The following is a 14,570-nucleotide window of genomic DNA, read 5'->3' as shown; positions in this document are numbered from 1 at the left end:
TTGCGAACGGGTATCATGGACGACGCCGGAGTCGACGGCCGACGGCGGGACCGCCCCGTCGCCGACGACGACGCCATCGAGCCGCCGACCGGGTTCCGCGAGCGGGCCGTGGCGAGCGACGCGGGGGTGTACGACGCGTTCGCGACCGAGGGGCCCGACGCCTGGCGGCGGGCCGCCGACCTCCTCGACTGGGAGCGACCGTACGAGAGGGTGCTCGACGACGGCGACCCGCCCTTCTACGAGTGGTTCCCGGACGGGCGGCTCAACGCCGCCGTCAACTGCGTCGACCGCCACCTCGACGAGCGGCGCAACCAGCTCGCGATTCGCTGGTTCGGCAAGCGTGGCGAGCGGCGGTCGTACACCTACCTCGACTTACACCGCGAAGTGAACGCGCTCGCGGCCGGCCTGCGGGAGCTCGGCGTCGAGGAGGACGACGTGGTGACGCTGTACCTCCCGATGGTCCCGGAGCTGCCGGTCGCGATGCTGGCGTGCGCCCGCATCGGCGCGCCGCACAACGTCGTCTTCGCGGGGCTCTCGGCGGAGGCGCTCGCGACCCGCCTCGACGCGGCCGACTCGTCGTACCTGATCACCTGCGACGGCTACTACCGCCGGGAGGACGCGTTCAACCAGAAGTCGAAGGCGGACAACGCGCGACTCCGGGCCGACGGCGACCTCGCGGCGACGGTCGTCGTCGACCGGCTGGGCGACGCGCTGGACGTGTCGCTCGGCGCCGACGAACACGCGTACGAGTCGCTCGTCGACGCGCACGACGGCGAGACGGTCGAGCCGGTCGCGCGCGACGCCACCGACCTCCTGTTCGTGATGTACACCTCGGGGACGACCGGCCGGCCGAAGGGCGTCGAACACGCGACCGGTGGCTACCTCGCGCACGTCGCCTGGACGACCCGGAACGTCCTCGACGTCCGCCCGTCGGACACCTACTGGTGCGCGGCCGACATCGGCTGGATCACGGGCCACTCGTACGGCGTGTACGGCCCGCTCTCCGTCGGGACGACGACCGTGCTGTACGAGGGCTCGCCGGACTACCCGGACCGGGACCGCGTGTGGGACCTCATCGAGCGCAACGCGGTCAGCGTCTTCTACACCTCCCCGACCGCGATCCGGTCGTTCATGAAGTGGGGCGCGGAGTACCCCGACCGCCACGACCTCTCGTCGATCCGGCTGCTCGGGACCGTCGGCGAGTCGATCACGCCGAAGGCGTGGCGCTGGTACCGCGACCACGTCGGCGGCGACGAGGCGCCGATCGTGGACACGTGGTGGCAGACGGAGACGGGCGCCATCGCGCTCGCGACGCTGCCCGGGATCACGCCCATGAAACCGGGGAGGGTCGGGCCGCCCCTGCCCGGGATCGACGCGCGCGTCGTCGACGAGGACGGCGAGCCGGTGGACCCGGGCGAGCCGGGCTACCTCACGATCGGGTCGCCGTGGCCCGGCATGCTCCGCGGGCTCCGCGAGGGTGACGAGCGCTACCGCCGGGAGTACTGGGTCGAGGCCGAGGACGGGTGGCGGTACCGGACCGGCGACGGCGCGACGGTCGACGAGGACGGCTACGTAACCATTCTCGGTCGCGTCGACGACGTGATCAACGTCCGGGCGCAGCGGTTCAACACGGCCGAGCTGGAGTCGGCGATCGTCGGCGTCGAAGGGGTCACCGAGGCCGCGGTCGTCGGCGACGACGACGGCGACGTCGTCGCTTACGTGACCACTCGGAGCGACGTCGAGCCCGGCGAGCCGCTCAGGACGGCGATCGGCGAGGAGCTGGCCCGCGAGGTCGGCGACCTCGCCCGCGCGGACCGGATCGTGTTCACCCCGGACCTCCCGAAGACGCGCTCGGGCAAGATCATGCGCCGCCTGCTCGAAGACATCGCGCGCGGCGAGGAGTTCGGCGACGTCAGCGCCCTCCGGAACCCCGAGGTCGTCGGAGAGATCGAGTCCGCCGTTCGAAGTGAGTAACCGAATACGGTTCCCAAACACCGCTTTCGAAATTTCTCAAGGATCCATAAGCGTGGCCGCCGAAGCGTCGGTATGGGAACGCTGGTCTCGCGGTCCGCGCTTCACGACCGGAGGCGCGCGGTCGCCAAGACGCACTGTTACCGCGCGTTCATGGTCATGATCACCGTGACCGTGGCGTGGGCGGTCGTCGGCGACGTCGGCGACGCCGTGAACATCGGGCTGGTGACCAACGCCCTCAAGACCGCGACTTACTACGCCTACGAGCGCCTGTGGGACCACGTCGCGTGGGGCGTCGCCGACGGCGTCTGAGTCGGCCGCCCGGTCGCGGCGGTCTCGGCGGCCTCGGCAGGGGCGGACCGCGGGTGCTCGGGCGGATCCCCGTCGTCCGGGGCGCACCGCCTTCGGGCTGACCGCTCGACGGCTATTTCGGGTACTGTCTGAAGACCGAAATTCTGACCGTCCATAAGGTGCGATCAGAGCGGTCGGTCGACCGCGTCGGCTGAAGTTCGCCTTGCAGACCGCGCGAGGCGACTAAAGGGGGAAGATTTTTCTTTCGGGTTTCTGTCTACTTACGAAACAGATGGTCGACGGCCTCGACGGCGACGCCTACGACGCGCTCCTGACCGCCGCGGAGACGTACCGCGCCGCGGTCGTGGTTCGCCTCGCCGGCGAGGCCGGGCTCCGAACCGGCGAGATCACCCGCGTCGCGCCGCGGGATCTCCGGGACTCGGGCGTCGCCTCCGGCGCGTCCCTCCTCGCCGTCCCGGACGGCTCGGGAACCGACGGCGAGGCCGAAGGGGAGCCGACGAACGGCGCCGAGTCGACGGTGGCGATCGACCGCGAGACAGTCGTCCCCGCCTCGCTGGCGTCCGAGCTCCGCCGGTACGCCGAGAGCGAGGGACTCGACGACGCGGAGCCGTTCGTGGGCGTGTCGCCCCGGCGCGTCCAGATGATCGTGTCCGAGACGGCCGAGCGGGCGGCGGCGCGGACCGACGGCGCGGTGCCGGCCGACGTCACGCCGAGCGATCTCCGGGAGACGTTCGCGCGCCGGCTCCTCGTCGATCGGGGCGTCGACCCGCACGCCGTGCGCGAGGCCGGCGGCTGGGAGACCCTCGGCACGCTCGACGAGTTCCTCGGCGCGCTCGACGGGCGGGAGATCGCCGAGGCGTTCGCCCCCGCCGGGGGCGCCGAAGCCGGCGGTACCGGCGCTCCGGATCCGGACGCGGGCGGACGGGCCCCGAGCGCGCTCGGCGGATTCGAGGCCCTCGCCGACGGCGAGGCGAGGGAATCGCCGCTCGCCGCGGTCCCGGAGCGACTGGTCGAGTCCGGTCGGTGGGCCGAGGCGTGGGTGGTCCGCGGATCGGTCGACGACGGCCGGGCGGAGGTCGTGGGAGCAGCCGGGGTCGACCGAGAGGTCCTCGTCGACCGCGGCGTCACGCGGGAGGGGCCGTGGCTCGGCGCGGTCGAGGACGGCGAGCCGGTCCTGACGGACGGGGAGCCCACCGCCGGCGGCCGGCCCGGGATCGCCGTCCCCGCCGGCTACCGGGACGTGACGCACGGCGCGCTCTGCGTCGTCGCCGACGACGGCGCGCCCGTGTCGGACGTCGAGCGGCGGGAGCTGGTCGCGCTCGGGCGGTGACGGCGGGCCGGTGGCGCGACCTCCTGCACTCCGACGCCGTCACCGAGGTGGAGTTCCACACCGCCGACGACGGAGCGTTCCTCGCCCGCGCGAGCGCCGCCCTCGGCTGTGCGATAGAACTCGACTCCACCGTCGGCGTCACCGACGAGGCCTCGCGGCTCTACCTCTCCGTCGCTGGCGCGAGGCCCCAGGGCGTCGCCGACGTCGTCGACGGCGCGGACGGCGTCTCTGACCTCCGGGTGACCGAGACGCGCGAGGACGGCTGTTCGGCCTCGGTCCGCGTCGAGGGAGGGTCGGCGGTCCGGACGCTCACCGAACACGGCGCGACGGTCCGCGAGGCGACCGCGGAGGACGGTCGCGTCCGCGTCGTCGCCGACCTCCCCGGGGGCGCCGACGTCAGACCGGTGGCCGACGGGCTCCGCGCGGCCTTCGACGACGCCCGCCTCGCGAGCAAGGAGTCCGTCGTCCGGGCGTCACGGCCGGAGTCGTCGTTCCGCGAGGGGGTCGCGGACCGCTTCACCGACCGCCAGTGGGCCGCGCTGTCGGCCGCGTACCACGGCGGCTACTTCGACTGGCCGCGGGAGAGCACCGCCGAGGAGGTCGCCGACGCGATGGAGGTCTCCTCCCCGACGTTCCACAACCACCTCCGGAAGGCCCAGCGCGCCCTGCTCGACGGCCTCTTCGACGAGGAGTACCGAGAGCGCCGTTGACGCGACCCACGCGAATCGTTCGTAACGGGGTTCGAGAGCGCGACGCGGACGGGACGGAGCCGGGCAACGCGCCGCGTATTCCTCATGATTTTTCGTATTTAGCGTCAGCGTTTATATGCCGAGATCGGTTGGATACGACCGTACCATGACAGAGGGTGACGGTCAACTGGAAGCGAGACTTGAAGAGCAGGAGGTGTTCGAGCCGCCCGAGTCGTTCGCGGCGCAGGCGAACGTCTCCGACCCCGAGATCTACGAGACGTTCGAGGAGAACTGGCCGCAGTGCTGGCAGGCGGCAGCCGACCTCCTCGACTGGGAGTCCGACTACGACCAGGTGCTGGACGACAGCGACCCGCCCTTCTACGAGTGGTTCACCGGCGGCGAGCTGAACGCGTCCGCCAACTGCCTCGACCGACACCTCGACGAGCGCGGCGACGAGGCCGCGATCGAGTGGGTCGGCGAGCCGGTCGACGAGGACGACCGCACGTACACGTACGCGGAGCTCCACCGCGAGGTGAACGAGTTCGCGGCCGCCCTCCGCGATCAGGGCGTCGAGGAGGACGACGTCGTGACGATGTACATGCCGATGATCCCGGAGCTACCGGTCGCGATGCTGGCGTGCGCCCGCATCGGCGCGCCCCACAGCGTCGTGTTCGCCGGGTTCTCGGCCGACGCGCTCGCGACGCGGATGAACTCCGCGGAGTCGGAGTACCTCGTCACCTGCGACGGCTACTACCGCCGCGGCGACCCCCTCGACCACCTCGACAAGGCGAACGAGGGGCTCGCGGGCGTCGACCACGACACCACGACCGTCGTCGTCGACCGGCTCGGGCCGAACGGCGACGACTTCGGTCACGACCTCGGCGACGACCAGCTCGATTACGGCGACCTCGTGGCCGAGCACGAGGGCGCAGAGGTGGAGCCTGTCACCCGCGACGCCGAGGACATGCTGTTCCTGATGTACACCTCGGGGACGACGGGACAGCCGAAGGGGGTGAAACACACGACCGGCGGCTACCTCTCGTGGGTGTCGTGGACCTCGCAGTCGGTCCTCGACATCAAGCCGGATGACACGTACTTCTGCTCGGCCGACATCGGCTGGATCACGGGTCACTCCTACATCGTCTACGGGCCGCTCGCGCTCGGGACGACGACGATGATGTACGAGGGGACGCCGGACCACCCCGAACAGGACCGCCTCTGGGAGATCGTCGACGAGCACGACGCGACCCAGCTGTACACGGCGCCGACGGCGATCCGCGCGTTCATGAAGTGGGGCTCGGAGTACCCGGACCGCCACGACCTCTCCTCGCTGCGGCTGCTCGGGACTGTCGGCGAGCCGATCAACCCGCGGGCGTGGAAGTGGTACTACCAGCACATCGGCGACGAGGAGTGCCCCATCGTCGACACGTGGTGGCAGACGGAGACCGGCGGGATGATGATCACGACCTTACCCGGGATCAAGGACATGAAGCCCGGGGCGGCGGGCCCGCCGCTGCCGGGGCTGGACGTCCAGATCCTCGACACGCTCGGCGACGAGGTAGAGCCGGGGAAGGCCGGCTACCTCACGGTACAGAAGCCGTGGCCCGGCATGCTCCGGACGCTGTACAACAACGACGAGCGCTACATCGACGAGTACTGGGCGGAGTACTCCGACACCGACAGCGACGACCCCGAGGACTGGGTGTACTTCCCGGAGGACGGGGCGAAGATCGACGAGGACGGGTACATCACCGTCCTCGGCCGCGTGGACGACGTGTTGAACGTCTCCGGCCACCGGCTGGGGACGATGGAGATCGAGTCCGCCATCGTCGGCGTCGAGGGGGTCGCGGAGGCCGCCGTCGTCGGTGGCAACCACGAGATCAAAGGGGAGGCCGTCTACGCGTACGTGACGACCGAGGACGGGTACGAGGGCAACGAGGAGCTCCGCGACGCGATCGTCGCCGGCGTCGAGGACGCCATCGGCCCGATCGCCCGGCCGGAGCAGGTCGTGTTCACGCCCGACCTGCCGAAGACGCGCTCGGGCAAGATCATGCGGCGCCTGTTGGAGAACATCGCCGACGGCGAGGAGCTCGGAAACACGAGCACGCTCCGGAACCCGGAGATCGTCGAGGAGATCCAGCGGAAGGCAGAGGGCGAGTAGCCGCTCACCGGCCTCGTTTTCGACACGCAACCGGTACCGGAGCACGCCGACGCGCCGACGACCATCACGATCGATTCAGATAATCGACGCGCGACGACACGCGATACCGACACACCACGGCACACCGATACACATGACAGATAATAGTTCACACGATACTGACGACGCGGCCACCGAGGGTGGACGAGCAGCGGGCGACGCGGCCACCGACGGTGGACGAGCACCGAACGACGCGGCCACCGAGGGTGGACGAGCAGCGGGCGACGCGGCCACCGACGGCGGCGTCGCCACGGGCGCGGCACAGCAGCACCGACAGACCGACTACCTCAGCGAAGAGGTGAACCTGCTGAAACCGAGCACCGCGTATATGCGGGACCACCTCAGAATCGTCTGGACCGGGTTCATCGTTTGGGCACTCATCGTCTTCGGTCCGGTCACGATGACGATGCTCGCACCGGGCACGATGACGACGACCATGCCGGTGCTCGGATTCCCCTGGCACTACTTCTTAGTCGCCTTCGGCGCGCCGACGGGCGCACTGATCTTGGCGGCCGTCTACGCCCGCCAGCGGGACAAGTTGGACGATAAGTACGGCATCGACCACAGCACCGACACCGGGTCGGCCGACACCGCCAGCGACGGGGGGCAGCGGGAATGACGCTCCCGCTCCAAGCCGAGGCGCTCGACATCTCCTTTAAGCTCCTCCCGGCTATCATCGTCTTCCTGATGATGGCCTCTTTCCTGGCCATCGGCTTCGTGTTCAAGGTGGCAGACACCGAGGGCATGTGGGTCGCCGGTCGGGGTATCGGTAACATCGAAAACGGGATGGCGATCGGCGCCAACTGGATGTCGGCCGCCTCGTATCTCGGCCTCGCCGGGCTGGTCGCGCTCGCCGGCTTCTACGGGCTCGCGTTCATCGTCGGCTGGACGACCGGGTACTTCGTCCTGCTCATCTTCCTCGCGGCCCAGATGCGCCGGTTCGGGAAGTACACCGCGCCGGACTTCGTCGCGGACCGATTCAACTCCCCGATGGCACGCGCACTGGCCGCGTTCACCACGCTGCTCATCGCGTACGTCTACTCCGTGGGCCAAGCCCGCGGGATGGGGCTGGTCGGTCAGTACGTGTTCGGACTCGACATCATCCCGATGATCATCGTGATGATGACCATCACCGTCGGCTACCTCGCGCTCTCGGGCATGCTGGGCGCGACGAAGAACATGGCCGTTCAGTACGTGATCCTCATCGTCGCGTTCCTCGCGGGCGTCTACGTCGTCGGCTTCTCGCAGGGGTACTCGACGGTGCTCCCGCAGATCGAGTACGGCACCCTGTTCAGCGAGCTCGGCCGGCAGTTCAGCGAGCCGTTCATCGGCGGGAACAGCTACTACCTGTGGGTCGCGACGGCGTTCTCGCTCATCTTCGGCACGTGCGGCCTCCCGCACGTTCTGGTCCGGTTCTACACGGTCCAGAGCGAGCGGACCGCCCGCTGGTCCACCGTGTGGGGGCTGTTCTTCATCCTGCTCCTGTACTGGGCCGCGCCGGCGATGGCGGCCTTCGGCGTCGACCTCTTCGCGACCGTGAACGGCATCTCGTCCGAAGCGGTGTTCAGCGGCGAGCAGGCGATGTCCGGCGCGGAGGGCGACGTCATCGTCGTGCTGGCCGCACAGTTCGCCCAGTTACCGACCTGGTTCGTCGGGCTGGTCGCCGCCGGCGCGATGGCGGCCGCGATCGCGACGACGGCGGGGCTGTTCATTACGGCCTCCTCCGCCGTCGCTCACGACATCTACGCCGAGCTCATCAACCCCGACGCGACCCAGCGGCAGCAAGTGCTCATCGGCCGGGCGACCATCGTCGGGATCGGCGCGCTCGTCACGGTGACCGCGTTCAACCCGCCGGCGCTCATCGGCGAACTCGTCGCCTACGCGTTCTCGCTCGCGGGCACCGTCCTGTTCCCGATGTTCTTCCTCGGGTTGTGGTGGGAGAACACCAACCGGCAGGGAGCGCTCGCGGGGATGACCGTCGGCCTGGTGCTGTGGTTCACCTCGATCGTCAACAGCGTCCTGCCGGCCTACGTCGGCTTCCTCGCCGACATCGCCGGTGGCTCCGGACAGGCGCTCATCCCGGTCTACGCCCAGTACGTGCCGCCGATCGGCGCCGCCTTGGTCGGCACGCCGCTCGTGTTCCTCGTCACCATCGCCGTCTCGATGGCGACGCCGGAACCCCCGCTGGAGACCAAGCGGATGGTCCGCCAGTGTCACAGCCCCGAACCGATGGGCCAACAGCAGACGGCAGAGGACGTCGTCGCCGACGGCGGCGAGGAGATGACGGCCGACGGGGGCCGCGCGGCCACGGAGGAGTGATCCATGTACGAACACATTCTGATCCCGACCGACGGCAGCGACGTCGCAGAGTCAGCGGTCGAACACGCGCTCGACCTCGCGGAGCAGTACGACGCCGAGGTCCACGCGCTGTACGTGGTCGACATCGACTCGGTCAACCTCGGCCTCGGGACCGAGCAGGTCGACCGGCTCAAGCAGGGCCGGTTCGACGAGATGGAGGAGCTGAAATCGAAGGCCGACGAGGCGACCGGCGCCGTCGCCGCCCGCGGCGCGGAGCGGGATATCGAGGTCGTCGAGCAGATCTCCGGCGGCCGCCCGCACACGGTGATCGCCGACTACGCCGAGAACCACGACGTGGACCTCATCGTGATGGGGAGCCACGGCCGCGCCGGCGTCCGGCGCGCGCTCCTCGGGAGCGTCACCGAGCGGACGCTTCGGTCGACGCACGTGCCCGTTCTCGTCGTCGACTACGCCGACGAGGACTGAGCCGCGACCGCGGGCGCGGCCGCGTTCCGTCGCGGCCACGGGCGTTCGACCGACCGACTCGCACCGCTTCCGGAACACCGACGTACCCCGACCGACACGCACACTCATGACAGAGACGAAGCCGATCGACGACAGCGACGAGGAGAGCCTCGCCGACCGCGTCCGATCGCACGTCACCGAGCACCGGACCGGCATGGTGCAGGACCTGCTGTTCGCGGTCGTCTGGGTGACGCTCGTGTCGCTCCTCTTCGATTACGCGTTCACGAACGCCCCGCAGTGGGTGTTTTACATGTTCATGCTCGCCGGAATCCCGGCGTACTTCGGCTTCTTTATCTCGCTGGAAATGGCGAAGGAACAGCGGTAGTCCCGGGTCGCGGTCCGGCGTCAGTCGTCGACCGTCTCGGCCGAGACGTCCGGGCCTTCGACCCCCTCCCCCTCCCCTTCTTCCCGGTCTCCGCGGTCGTCGCCCGGCGCGACCGCCGCACCGTCCGACTCGTCGACGACTCCCTCCGTCCACGTCCCGCGCAGGAACCACGCCACGCCGACCGCGAAGGAGACCACGGCGGCCATCGCGTACGCCCACCAGAGCCCCACGACGCCCCAGTCGAGCCCGACGTAGCTGATCTCGATCGCGGGGACGTCGACGGGACCGACCGCCCCGCCGCCGAGCGTGATCCCGACCGCCCCGAACGCGAGCAGGGCGGCGAGCGGAATCCGGACGGCCCACCGGGAGAGCAGCGAGAGCGCCAGCGCCGCCTTGGTGTGGCCCGCGCCGCGGAACGCGCCCTGTATCACCATGAGCCCGCCGAAGAACGCCCACGACAGCGCGATGACGCGGAGGAAGACGACCCCCTCGGCGACCGTCGCCGGGTCGTCGATGAAGACGCGCATCGCGACCGCCGGAAACAGCCAGACCGCGCCGCCGGCGACGCCGAGTAGCGCCATGGTCCCTAGCGTGGCGACGCGGGTGACGGCGACGGCGCGGTCGGGCGTCTCCGCGCCGAGGTTCTGTCCGACCCCCGTCGCGGTCGCCTGCCCGACCGCGCCCGCGACCGACCACGAGACGGACATGAGCCTGACGCCGATCCCGTAGGCCGCGGTCGCGGCCGGGCCGAACCGAGCGACCAGCGCGGCCATGAAGACGGCCGCGAACGACCGCGCCCACCCGTCGAGCGTCGCCGGGTACCCCACGCCGATCAGCTTCCGGAGGATCTCCGGGTTCGGCGCGAGGTCGCGGACGTACAGCTTCACCCCCCAGTCGCCGCGCAGCAGAATCCAGACGCCCGTCGCGGTCGCGAAGAGGCGCGCGATCAGCGTCGCGATCGCGGCCCCGCGCGTCCCGAGTGGCGGGACCGGCCCCCATCCGAGGATGAAGACGGGATCGATGACGATATTGATCCCCGCGGAGATCCCGACCAGCCACATCGCCGTCGTCGTGTCGCCCGCGCCCTGCAGGGAGGCGCGGAACGCGAAGAAGAGGAACGTGAGCGGGAGCGTGAGGAGGATCACCTCGATGTAGGCGAGCGACTCGACGAACACCGCGTCCCGCGCGCCGATCCAGTAGAGCAGCCGGTGACGGGCCGCGAACCCGAGGGCGGCGAGGGCGACGGAGACCGCGACCGCGAGCAGCACCGTCTGTCCCACGACCTCGTCGGCGCGCCGGTCGTTGCCGGCGCCGACGTGCTGGGAGACCAGGGCGATCGTCGCGGCCGTGAGGCCCACCGCGGTCGAGACGAACATCCACGACAGCGGGAACATGAGCGAGACGGCGGCGACGGCCTCGGTGCTCACCCGCCCGACCCAGAACATGTCCGCGAGGTTGTACAGCGTCTGGAGGAGGTTCCCGAGCACCAGCGGCCACGCGAGGTCGAACAGCTTCGGCGAGATGGCTCCCGCCGTCATGTCGACCCGAGCGTCGTCTTTCGCCACGAGTTACGTTCGAACGTACGGCCGCTCGCGACCTAACGTTTCGGGAAACGGTTCGCGATCCGACTCGCGGGCCGATGCGGGCGCGGACGGTGCCGCGCGCGACCGGCGGCGATTCCGACGTTCCGGCCGCGAAGGGGTCCGCCGCGGCGATCCGGTCCGGAAAAACGGACATAGAGCCTGTCCGGGTCTGAGAGCGTCGAATACGGGTGGATCGGAGCGCACACAACACTTATCATCCAGTCGGGAGTGTGTCTGAATGCGATGGCGACAGGTAAGGTCGACTTCTTCAACGACACCGGCGGCTACGGATTCATCGAGACTGACGACGCTGACGAAGACGTATTCTTCCACATGGAAGACGTCGGCGGCCCGGACCTCGAGGAAGGCCAGGAGGTAGAGTTCGAGATCGAGGAGGCGGACAAGGGTCCGCGCGCGACGAACCTCACTCGGCTGTAGCTCGCTCGGCCGTACCCGCGACCGGCGACGGCGGACAGCTCTCGAAACGCGTTCCGCGTATATTACACCGCGAGCGGCGTCGCCGGTGTTTTGACCTCCGAGCCAGAGGACGCCGACATGGAGGTCGACGACCTCGACGAGTTCGTCGCCGAGCACCTCGACCGCTACGCCGAGACGCAGGGAGTCCTCCCCGAGCGGCTCGACGAGTTCGGCGACAGGTACCGGGCGCAGGGGCACCTGACCCGCGAACAGCTGTACGACATCGCCTACGAGTCGTCGACGCGGAGCGCGTACCACGTCCGGAAGAACCCGGAGCGGCGCTGTCGGGAGGTGACCCGCAACGCCCGCGCCGTCGACGGGGACTTCTCGACGATCCACCTGATCACGGGGCTCACCGGGTTCAAGGCGCCGACGGCGTCGTGCGTGGTCGCCGCGCTCGACGGCGACCGCCACGCCGTCGTCGACACCCGCGTCTGGGCGTCGCTGGAGCGGTTGGGGTATCTCGACGGGCGGAAGGAGTCGTTCGACGCCGCCGACTACGTGACGATGATCGAACCGATCCGCGAGATCGCCGAGGAGACGGGTCACCGCGCGGTCGACGTCGGCTACGCGCTGTTCGCGCACGACGACCGCGTGCGGGAGGGCACGCTGCATTAGTCGCCGCGGTTTCTTTTAAATAGGAAACTCGACGCCGGTCGCCTCCTCGGAGTACTCCCAGAGCCGGCGGGCGTCCGGGCGGTCGTACGAGGCGTCGTTCGACCGGCCGACGGTCGGCGTCCCCCGCATGTTCATGAGACCGCCCGGCTCCACGTAGGCGCCGCCGTCGACGTCGGCGGTCGCGGCGTACAGCATGGGGAGGGCGCCCGTCGCGGCGTCCTGTCCGAGCACCGCGTTCGCGGCCTTCATCCCGACCTTCATCAGGGGGTTACCGCTCGCCTCCGCGGTGCGGTGCTGGAGGTTCGTCGCCGCGTAGCCCGGGTGGCAGGCGACGCTTCGGATCTCGGGGTCGTCGCCCCCGTCGTTCCCCCTCGCGTCGGCGATCCGCCGCTGGAGCTCGTAGGCGAACAGCAGGTTCGCGAGCTTGCTCCGGCCGTACGCCTTCCACTTCCCGTACGAGCGCTCCCAGTTGAGGTCCGAGAAGTCCATCTCGCCCTGCTCGTGGGCGCCAGACGACTGCGTCACGACGCGGGCCGCCCCGCCGATCCCCTCGGCGGCGTCCAAGAGCGGGAACAGGCGCCCCGTGAGCGCGAAGTGGCCGAGGTGGTTGACGCCGAACTGGGTCTCGAAGCCGTCCTCGGTCTCGCTCCGCGGGATCGCCATCACCCCGGCGTTGTTACAGCAGACGTCGACCGCGTCGTAGTCGGCGGCGAGTCCCTCGGCGAAGGCCGCTACCGAGTCGAGGGAGGCGAGGTCGCACTCGCGGACGTCGAGGTTGAGGTCCTCGCGATCGAGGGCGCTCTCGCGTCGGATCTCGTCGGCGGCGCGATCGCCGCGCCGCACGCTCCGGCACGCCATCACGACCGTCGCCCCCTTTTCGGCGAACGCACGGGTCCCCTCGTAGCCGAGTCCGCTGTTCGCCCCGGTGACGACCACAGTTTTTCCGTCCAGTCGCGGCATCTCGTCGGTCGTCCAGCCTGACATGGGAGACGGAAGGGGTCTCACGCGGAGAAAGCTGTCGGCGGGCGAACCGGTAACGGATAAATACAGCGCGAAACGAGACGCGCCCCCGCGATCAAACCTGCTCGAATTTCTCGAGCACCACGGCGATCACGTCCTTCGACGGAACGTCGCGGACTCTGTATTTGGTCGGGTGCCGCTGGTCGTGCGGGTACGCATCCGGCTGTGGGACGCTGTACTCTTCGTTGCCGTTGAAATTCCGGAGGAACTCTCGCGTGATCATCGGCTCGACGAACGCCAGACGCGACGAGTCGGCGTCACCGATGAACCCCTGGATGAGTGTGTTATCGAAGGCACCCGGATCACCGACATCGTCCGGTCCGTCGGGTAGTTCGGGCGCGTCCGCAGGGGCCGTGTGTTCGCCCATGTCCCTGATGTATCGCTGGTCGGCGACCGGATCGGGCGCCCGCGCGTACCCCTCGGGGAGCTGGTCGTAATCGAAATTCGTGTCGGTCACCTTTCCATCAAAATCCGGTGCTGGGCTTCCGGACGTGTACTCCCCGTTCCCGGTGTCATACGGCGGGAGCCGCGGCCCCTCGACGGCGTCGACCGTCGCGGGGTCGAGCATATGGAAGTGGATGTCGAAGTGCGGCTTGAGCCACGCGCCCTTGCCGCCGAAGTGACCGCCCGGATTCCAGTTGAGTCCCAAGAACGTGAATGGTGTGTCTGCCGTGTCCGGGAACGGGACGAAGAACTGAAGCGAGTACTTGTAGTGCACCTCCAGCGCCTCCCCGGTCGGGTTATATTTATCCGCGTATGGACCGCGGCCTGAGCTCTCTGCGGCATTCTTGAGCTCTTCTGCACTTGGTAACGCTTCCAGCGCCGCGCGGTCGAACTCAACACCGTGGTACTCCGTTTCTCCCGATGGCGTCACTTTCGTGAACGTCCTGACGATACCCTTTCCGAGTTTTATGCGTCTCCCGTACTCTGTCAGTCGCTTCGGAGGGAATTTGCCTCCTCCGGAGTCGCTTCCGCCGTTTCCGTTGCCCGGTTTGCCTGCGACGGTCGACGACCCCCAGACGATGGCGGCACCGGCCGCGGCCACTCCCCGGAGAACCCCGCGTCGGTTCGCGTCCCGCGGTCGGTCCGCGTTTCGCGCTCGACTCGGCTCTCCACTCGCGTCGTCGTTTGCCATGGGTGTGCTGCCTCCCGGCACGGTCGTTGACAAGGCACATGTTACCGTGCCACTATATACAATAATTTTATGTTATTTTAAATTATT

12 protein-coding genes and 1 pseudogene are annotated in these 14,570 nt (G+C 69.2%); 10 read left to right on the top strand and 3 right to left on the bottom strand.

Annotated elements, in window-relative coordinates; genetic code table 11:
* Window positions 1–15 precede the first annotated feature (15 nt).
* From acs (DJ82_RS05575) to DJ82_RS05540, 8 genes and pseudogenes are all read left to right on the top strand, one after another.
* Window positions 16–1,974, top strand: coding sequence for an acetate--CoA ligase (gene acs / locus DJ82_RS05575; RefSeq protein WP_094581258.1), 1,959 nt, complete (start codon window positions 16–18; stop codon window positions 1,972–1,974).
* Between the two features lie 72 nt (window positions 1,975–2,046).
* The gene (locus DJ82_RS05570; protein ID WP_094526807.1) at window positions 2,047–2,283 is read left to right on the top strand and encodes a DUF2061 domain-containing protein; all 237 of its coding nucleotides are present in this window, start codon (window positions 2,047–2,049) and stop codon (window positions 2,281–2,283) included.
* Window positions 2,284–2,554: 271 nt separating this feature from the next.
* A pseudogene (locus DJ82_RS05565) lies at window positions 2,555–4,323 on the top strand (bacterio-opsin activator domain-containing protein).
* Between the two features lie 145 nt (window positions 4,324–4,468).
* Window positions 4,469–6,463: an acetate--CoA ligase gene (acs, locus tag DJ82_RS05560; protein WP_094525503.1), complete on the top strand. Its 1,995-nt coding sequence runs from the start codon at window positions 4,469–4,471 to the stop codon at window positions 6,461–6,463.
* A gap of 133 nt (window positions 6,464–6,596) precedes the next feature.
* Window positions 6,597–7,121, top strand: coding sequence for a DUF4212 domain-containing protein (locus DJ82_RS05555; RefSeq protein WP_094581257.1), 525 nt, complete (start codon window positions 6,597–6,599; stop codon window positions 7,119–7,121).
* Window positions 7,118–8,821, top strand: a complete 1,704-nt coding sequence (locus tag DJ82_RS05550; RefSeq protein WP_094557830.1) for a cation acetate symporter — start codon at window positions 7,118–7,120, stop codon at window positions 8,819–8,821. The genes DJ82_RS05555 and DJ82_RS05550 overlap by 4 nt, the downstream gene beginning before the upstream one ends.
* A 3-nt stretch (window positions 8,822–8,824) precedes the next feature.
* The gene (locus DJ82_RS05545; protein WP_094525506.1) at window positions 8,825–9,286 is read left to right on the top strand and encodes a universal stress protein; all 462 of its coding nucleotides are present in this window, start codon (window positions 8,825–8,827) and stop codon (window positions 9,284–9,286) included.
* Window positions 9,287–9,392: 106 nt separating this feature from the next.
* Entirely contained in the window at window positions 9,393–9,650 is a 258-nt protein-coding gene (locus DJ82_RS05540; protein ID WP_094525507.1) for a hypothetical protein, read from the top strand.
* A gap of 20 nt (window positions 9,651–9,670) precedes the next feature.
* On the opposite strand, the gene DJ82_RS05535 is transcribed toward DJ82_RS05540, so the two are convergent.
* Window positions 9,671–11,188, bottom strand: a complete 1,518-nt coding sequence (locus DJ82_RS05535; protein ID WP_094525614.1) for an MATE family efflux transporter — start codon at window positions 11,186–11,188, stop codon at window positions 9,671–9,673.
* A 288-nt stretch (window positions 11,189–11,476) separates the two neighbouring features.
* Here DJ82_RS05535 and DJ82_RS05530 point away from each other — a divergent pair, with 288 nt between their 5' ends.
* Together DJ82_RS05530 and DJ82_RS05525 are read left to right on the top strand one after the other, a co-directional pair.
* Window positions 11,477–11,671: a cold-shock protein gene (locus tag DJ82_RS05530; protein ID WP_004045866.1), complete on the top strand. Its 195-nt coding sequence runs from the start codon at window positions 11,477–11,479 to the stop codon at window positions 11,669–11,671.
* A 117-nt stretch (window positions 11,672–11,788) separates the two neighbouring features.
* Window positions 11,789–12,328, top strand: a complete 540-nt coding sequence (locus DJ82_RS05525; RefSeq protein ID WP_094525508.1) for a hypothetical protein — start codon at window positions 11,789–11,791, stop codon at window positions 12,326–12,328.
* A 15-nt stretch (window positions 12,329–12,343) separates the two neighbouring features.
* Here the strand turns inward: DJ82_RS05525 and DJ82_RS05520 are convergent, their stop codons facing one another.
* Both DJ82_RS05520 and DJ82_RS05515 read right to left on the bottom strand, forming a co-directional pair.
* Window positions 12,344–13,312, bottom strand: coding sequence for an oxidoreductase (locus DJ82_RS05520; RefSeq protein ID WP_094581256.1), 969 nt, complete (start codon window positions 13,310–13,312; stop codon window positions 12,344–12,346).
* A gap of 91 nt (window positions 13,313–13,403) precedes the next feature.
* Window positions 13,404–14,483, bottom strand: a complete 1,080-nt coding sequence (locus tag DJ82_RS05515; RefSeq protein ID WP_094525510.1) for a hypothetical protein — start codon at window positions 14,481–14,483, stop codon at window positions 13,404–13,406.
* Window positions 14,484–14,570 lie beyond the last annotated feature (87 nt).

The sequence above is a fragment of the Halorubrum sp. Ib24 genome (genome assembly GCF_002252745.1).
Lineage (GTDB): Archaea > Halobacteriota > Halobacteria > Halobacteriales > Haloferacaceae > Halorubrum.
Note: the sequence above shows the minus strand (reverse complement) of the source record. Positions and strands in the feature narration are given on the sequence as shown.

Coding starts and splice junctions, on each gene's coding strand:
- DJ82_RS05515 (WP_094525510.1), bottom strand. CDS start 14,483: ATGGCAAACGACGACGCGAGTGGAGAGCCGAGTCGAGCGCGAAACGCG.
- DJ82_RS05525 (WP_094525508.1), top strand. CDS start 11,789: ATGGAGGTCGACGACCTCGACGAGTTCGTCGCCGAGCACCTCGACCGC.
- DJ82_RS05570 (WP_094526807.1), top strand. CDS start 2,047: ATGGGAACGCTGGTCTCGCGGTCCGCGCTTCACGACCGGAGGCGCGCG.
- DJ82_RS05520 (WP_094581256.1), bottom strand. CDS start 13,312: ATGTCAGGCTGGACGACCGACGAGATGCCGCGACTGGACGGAAAAACT.
- acs (WP_094525503.1), top strand. CDS start 4,469: ATGACAGAGGGTGACGGTCAACTGGAAGCGAGACTTGAAGAGCAGGAG.
- acs (WP_094581258.1), top strand. CDS start 16: ATGGACGACGCCGGAGTCGACGGCCGACGGCGGGACCGCCCCGTCGCC.
- DJ82_RS05555 (WP_094581257.1), top strand. CDS start 6,597: ATGACAGATAATAGTTCACACGATACTGACGACGCGGCCACCGAGGGT.
- DJ82_RS05545 (WP_094525506.1), top strand. CDS start 8,825: ATGTACGAACACATTCTGATCCCGACCGACGGCAGCGACGTCGCAGAG.
- DJ82_RS05530 (WP_004045866.1), top strand. CDS start 11,477: ATGGCGACAGGTAAGGTCGACTTCTTCAACGACACCGGCGGCTACGGA.
- DJ82_RS05535 (WP_094525614.1), bottom strand. CDS start 11,188: ATGACGGCGGGAGCCATCTCGCCGAAGCTGTTCGACCTCGCGTGGCCG.
- DJ82_RS05550 (WP_094557830.1), top strand. CDS start 7,118: ATGACGCTCCCGCTCCAAGCCGAGGCGCTCGACATCTCCTTTAAGCTC.
- DJ82_RS05540 (WP_094525507.1), top strand. CDS start 9,393: ATGACAGAGACGAAGCCGATCGACGACAGCGACGAGGAGAGCCTCGCC.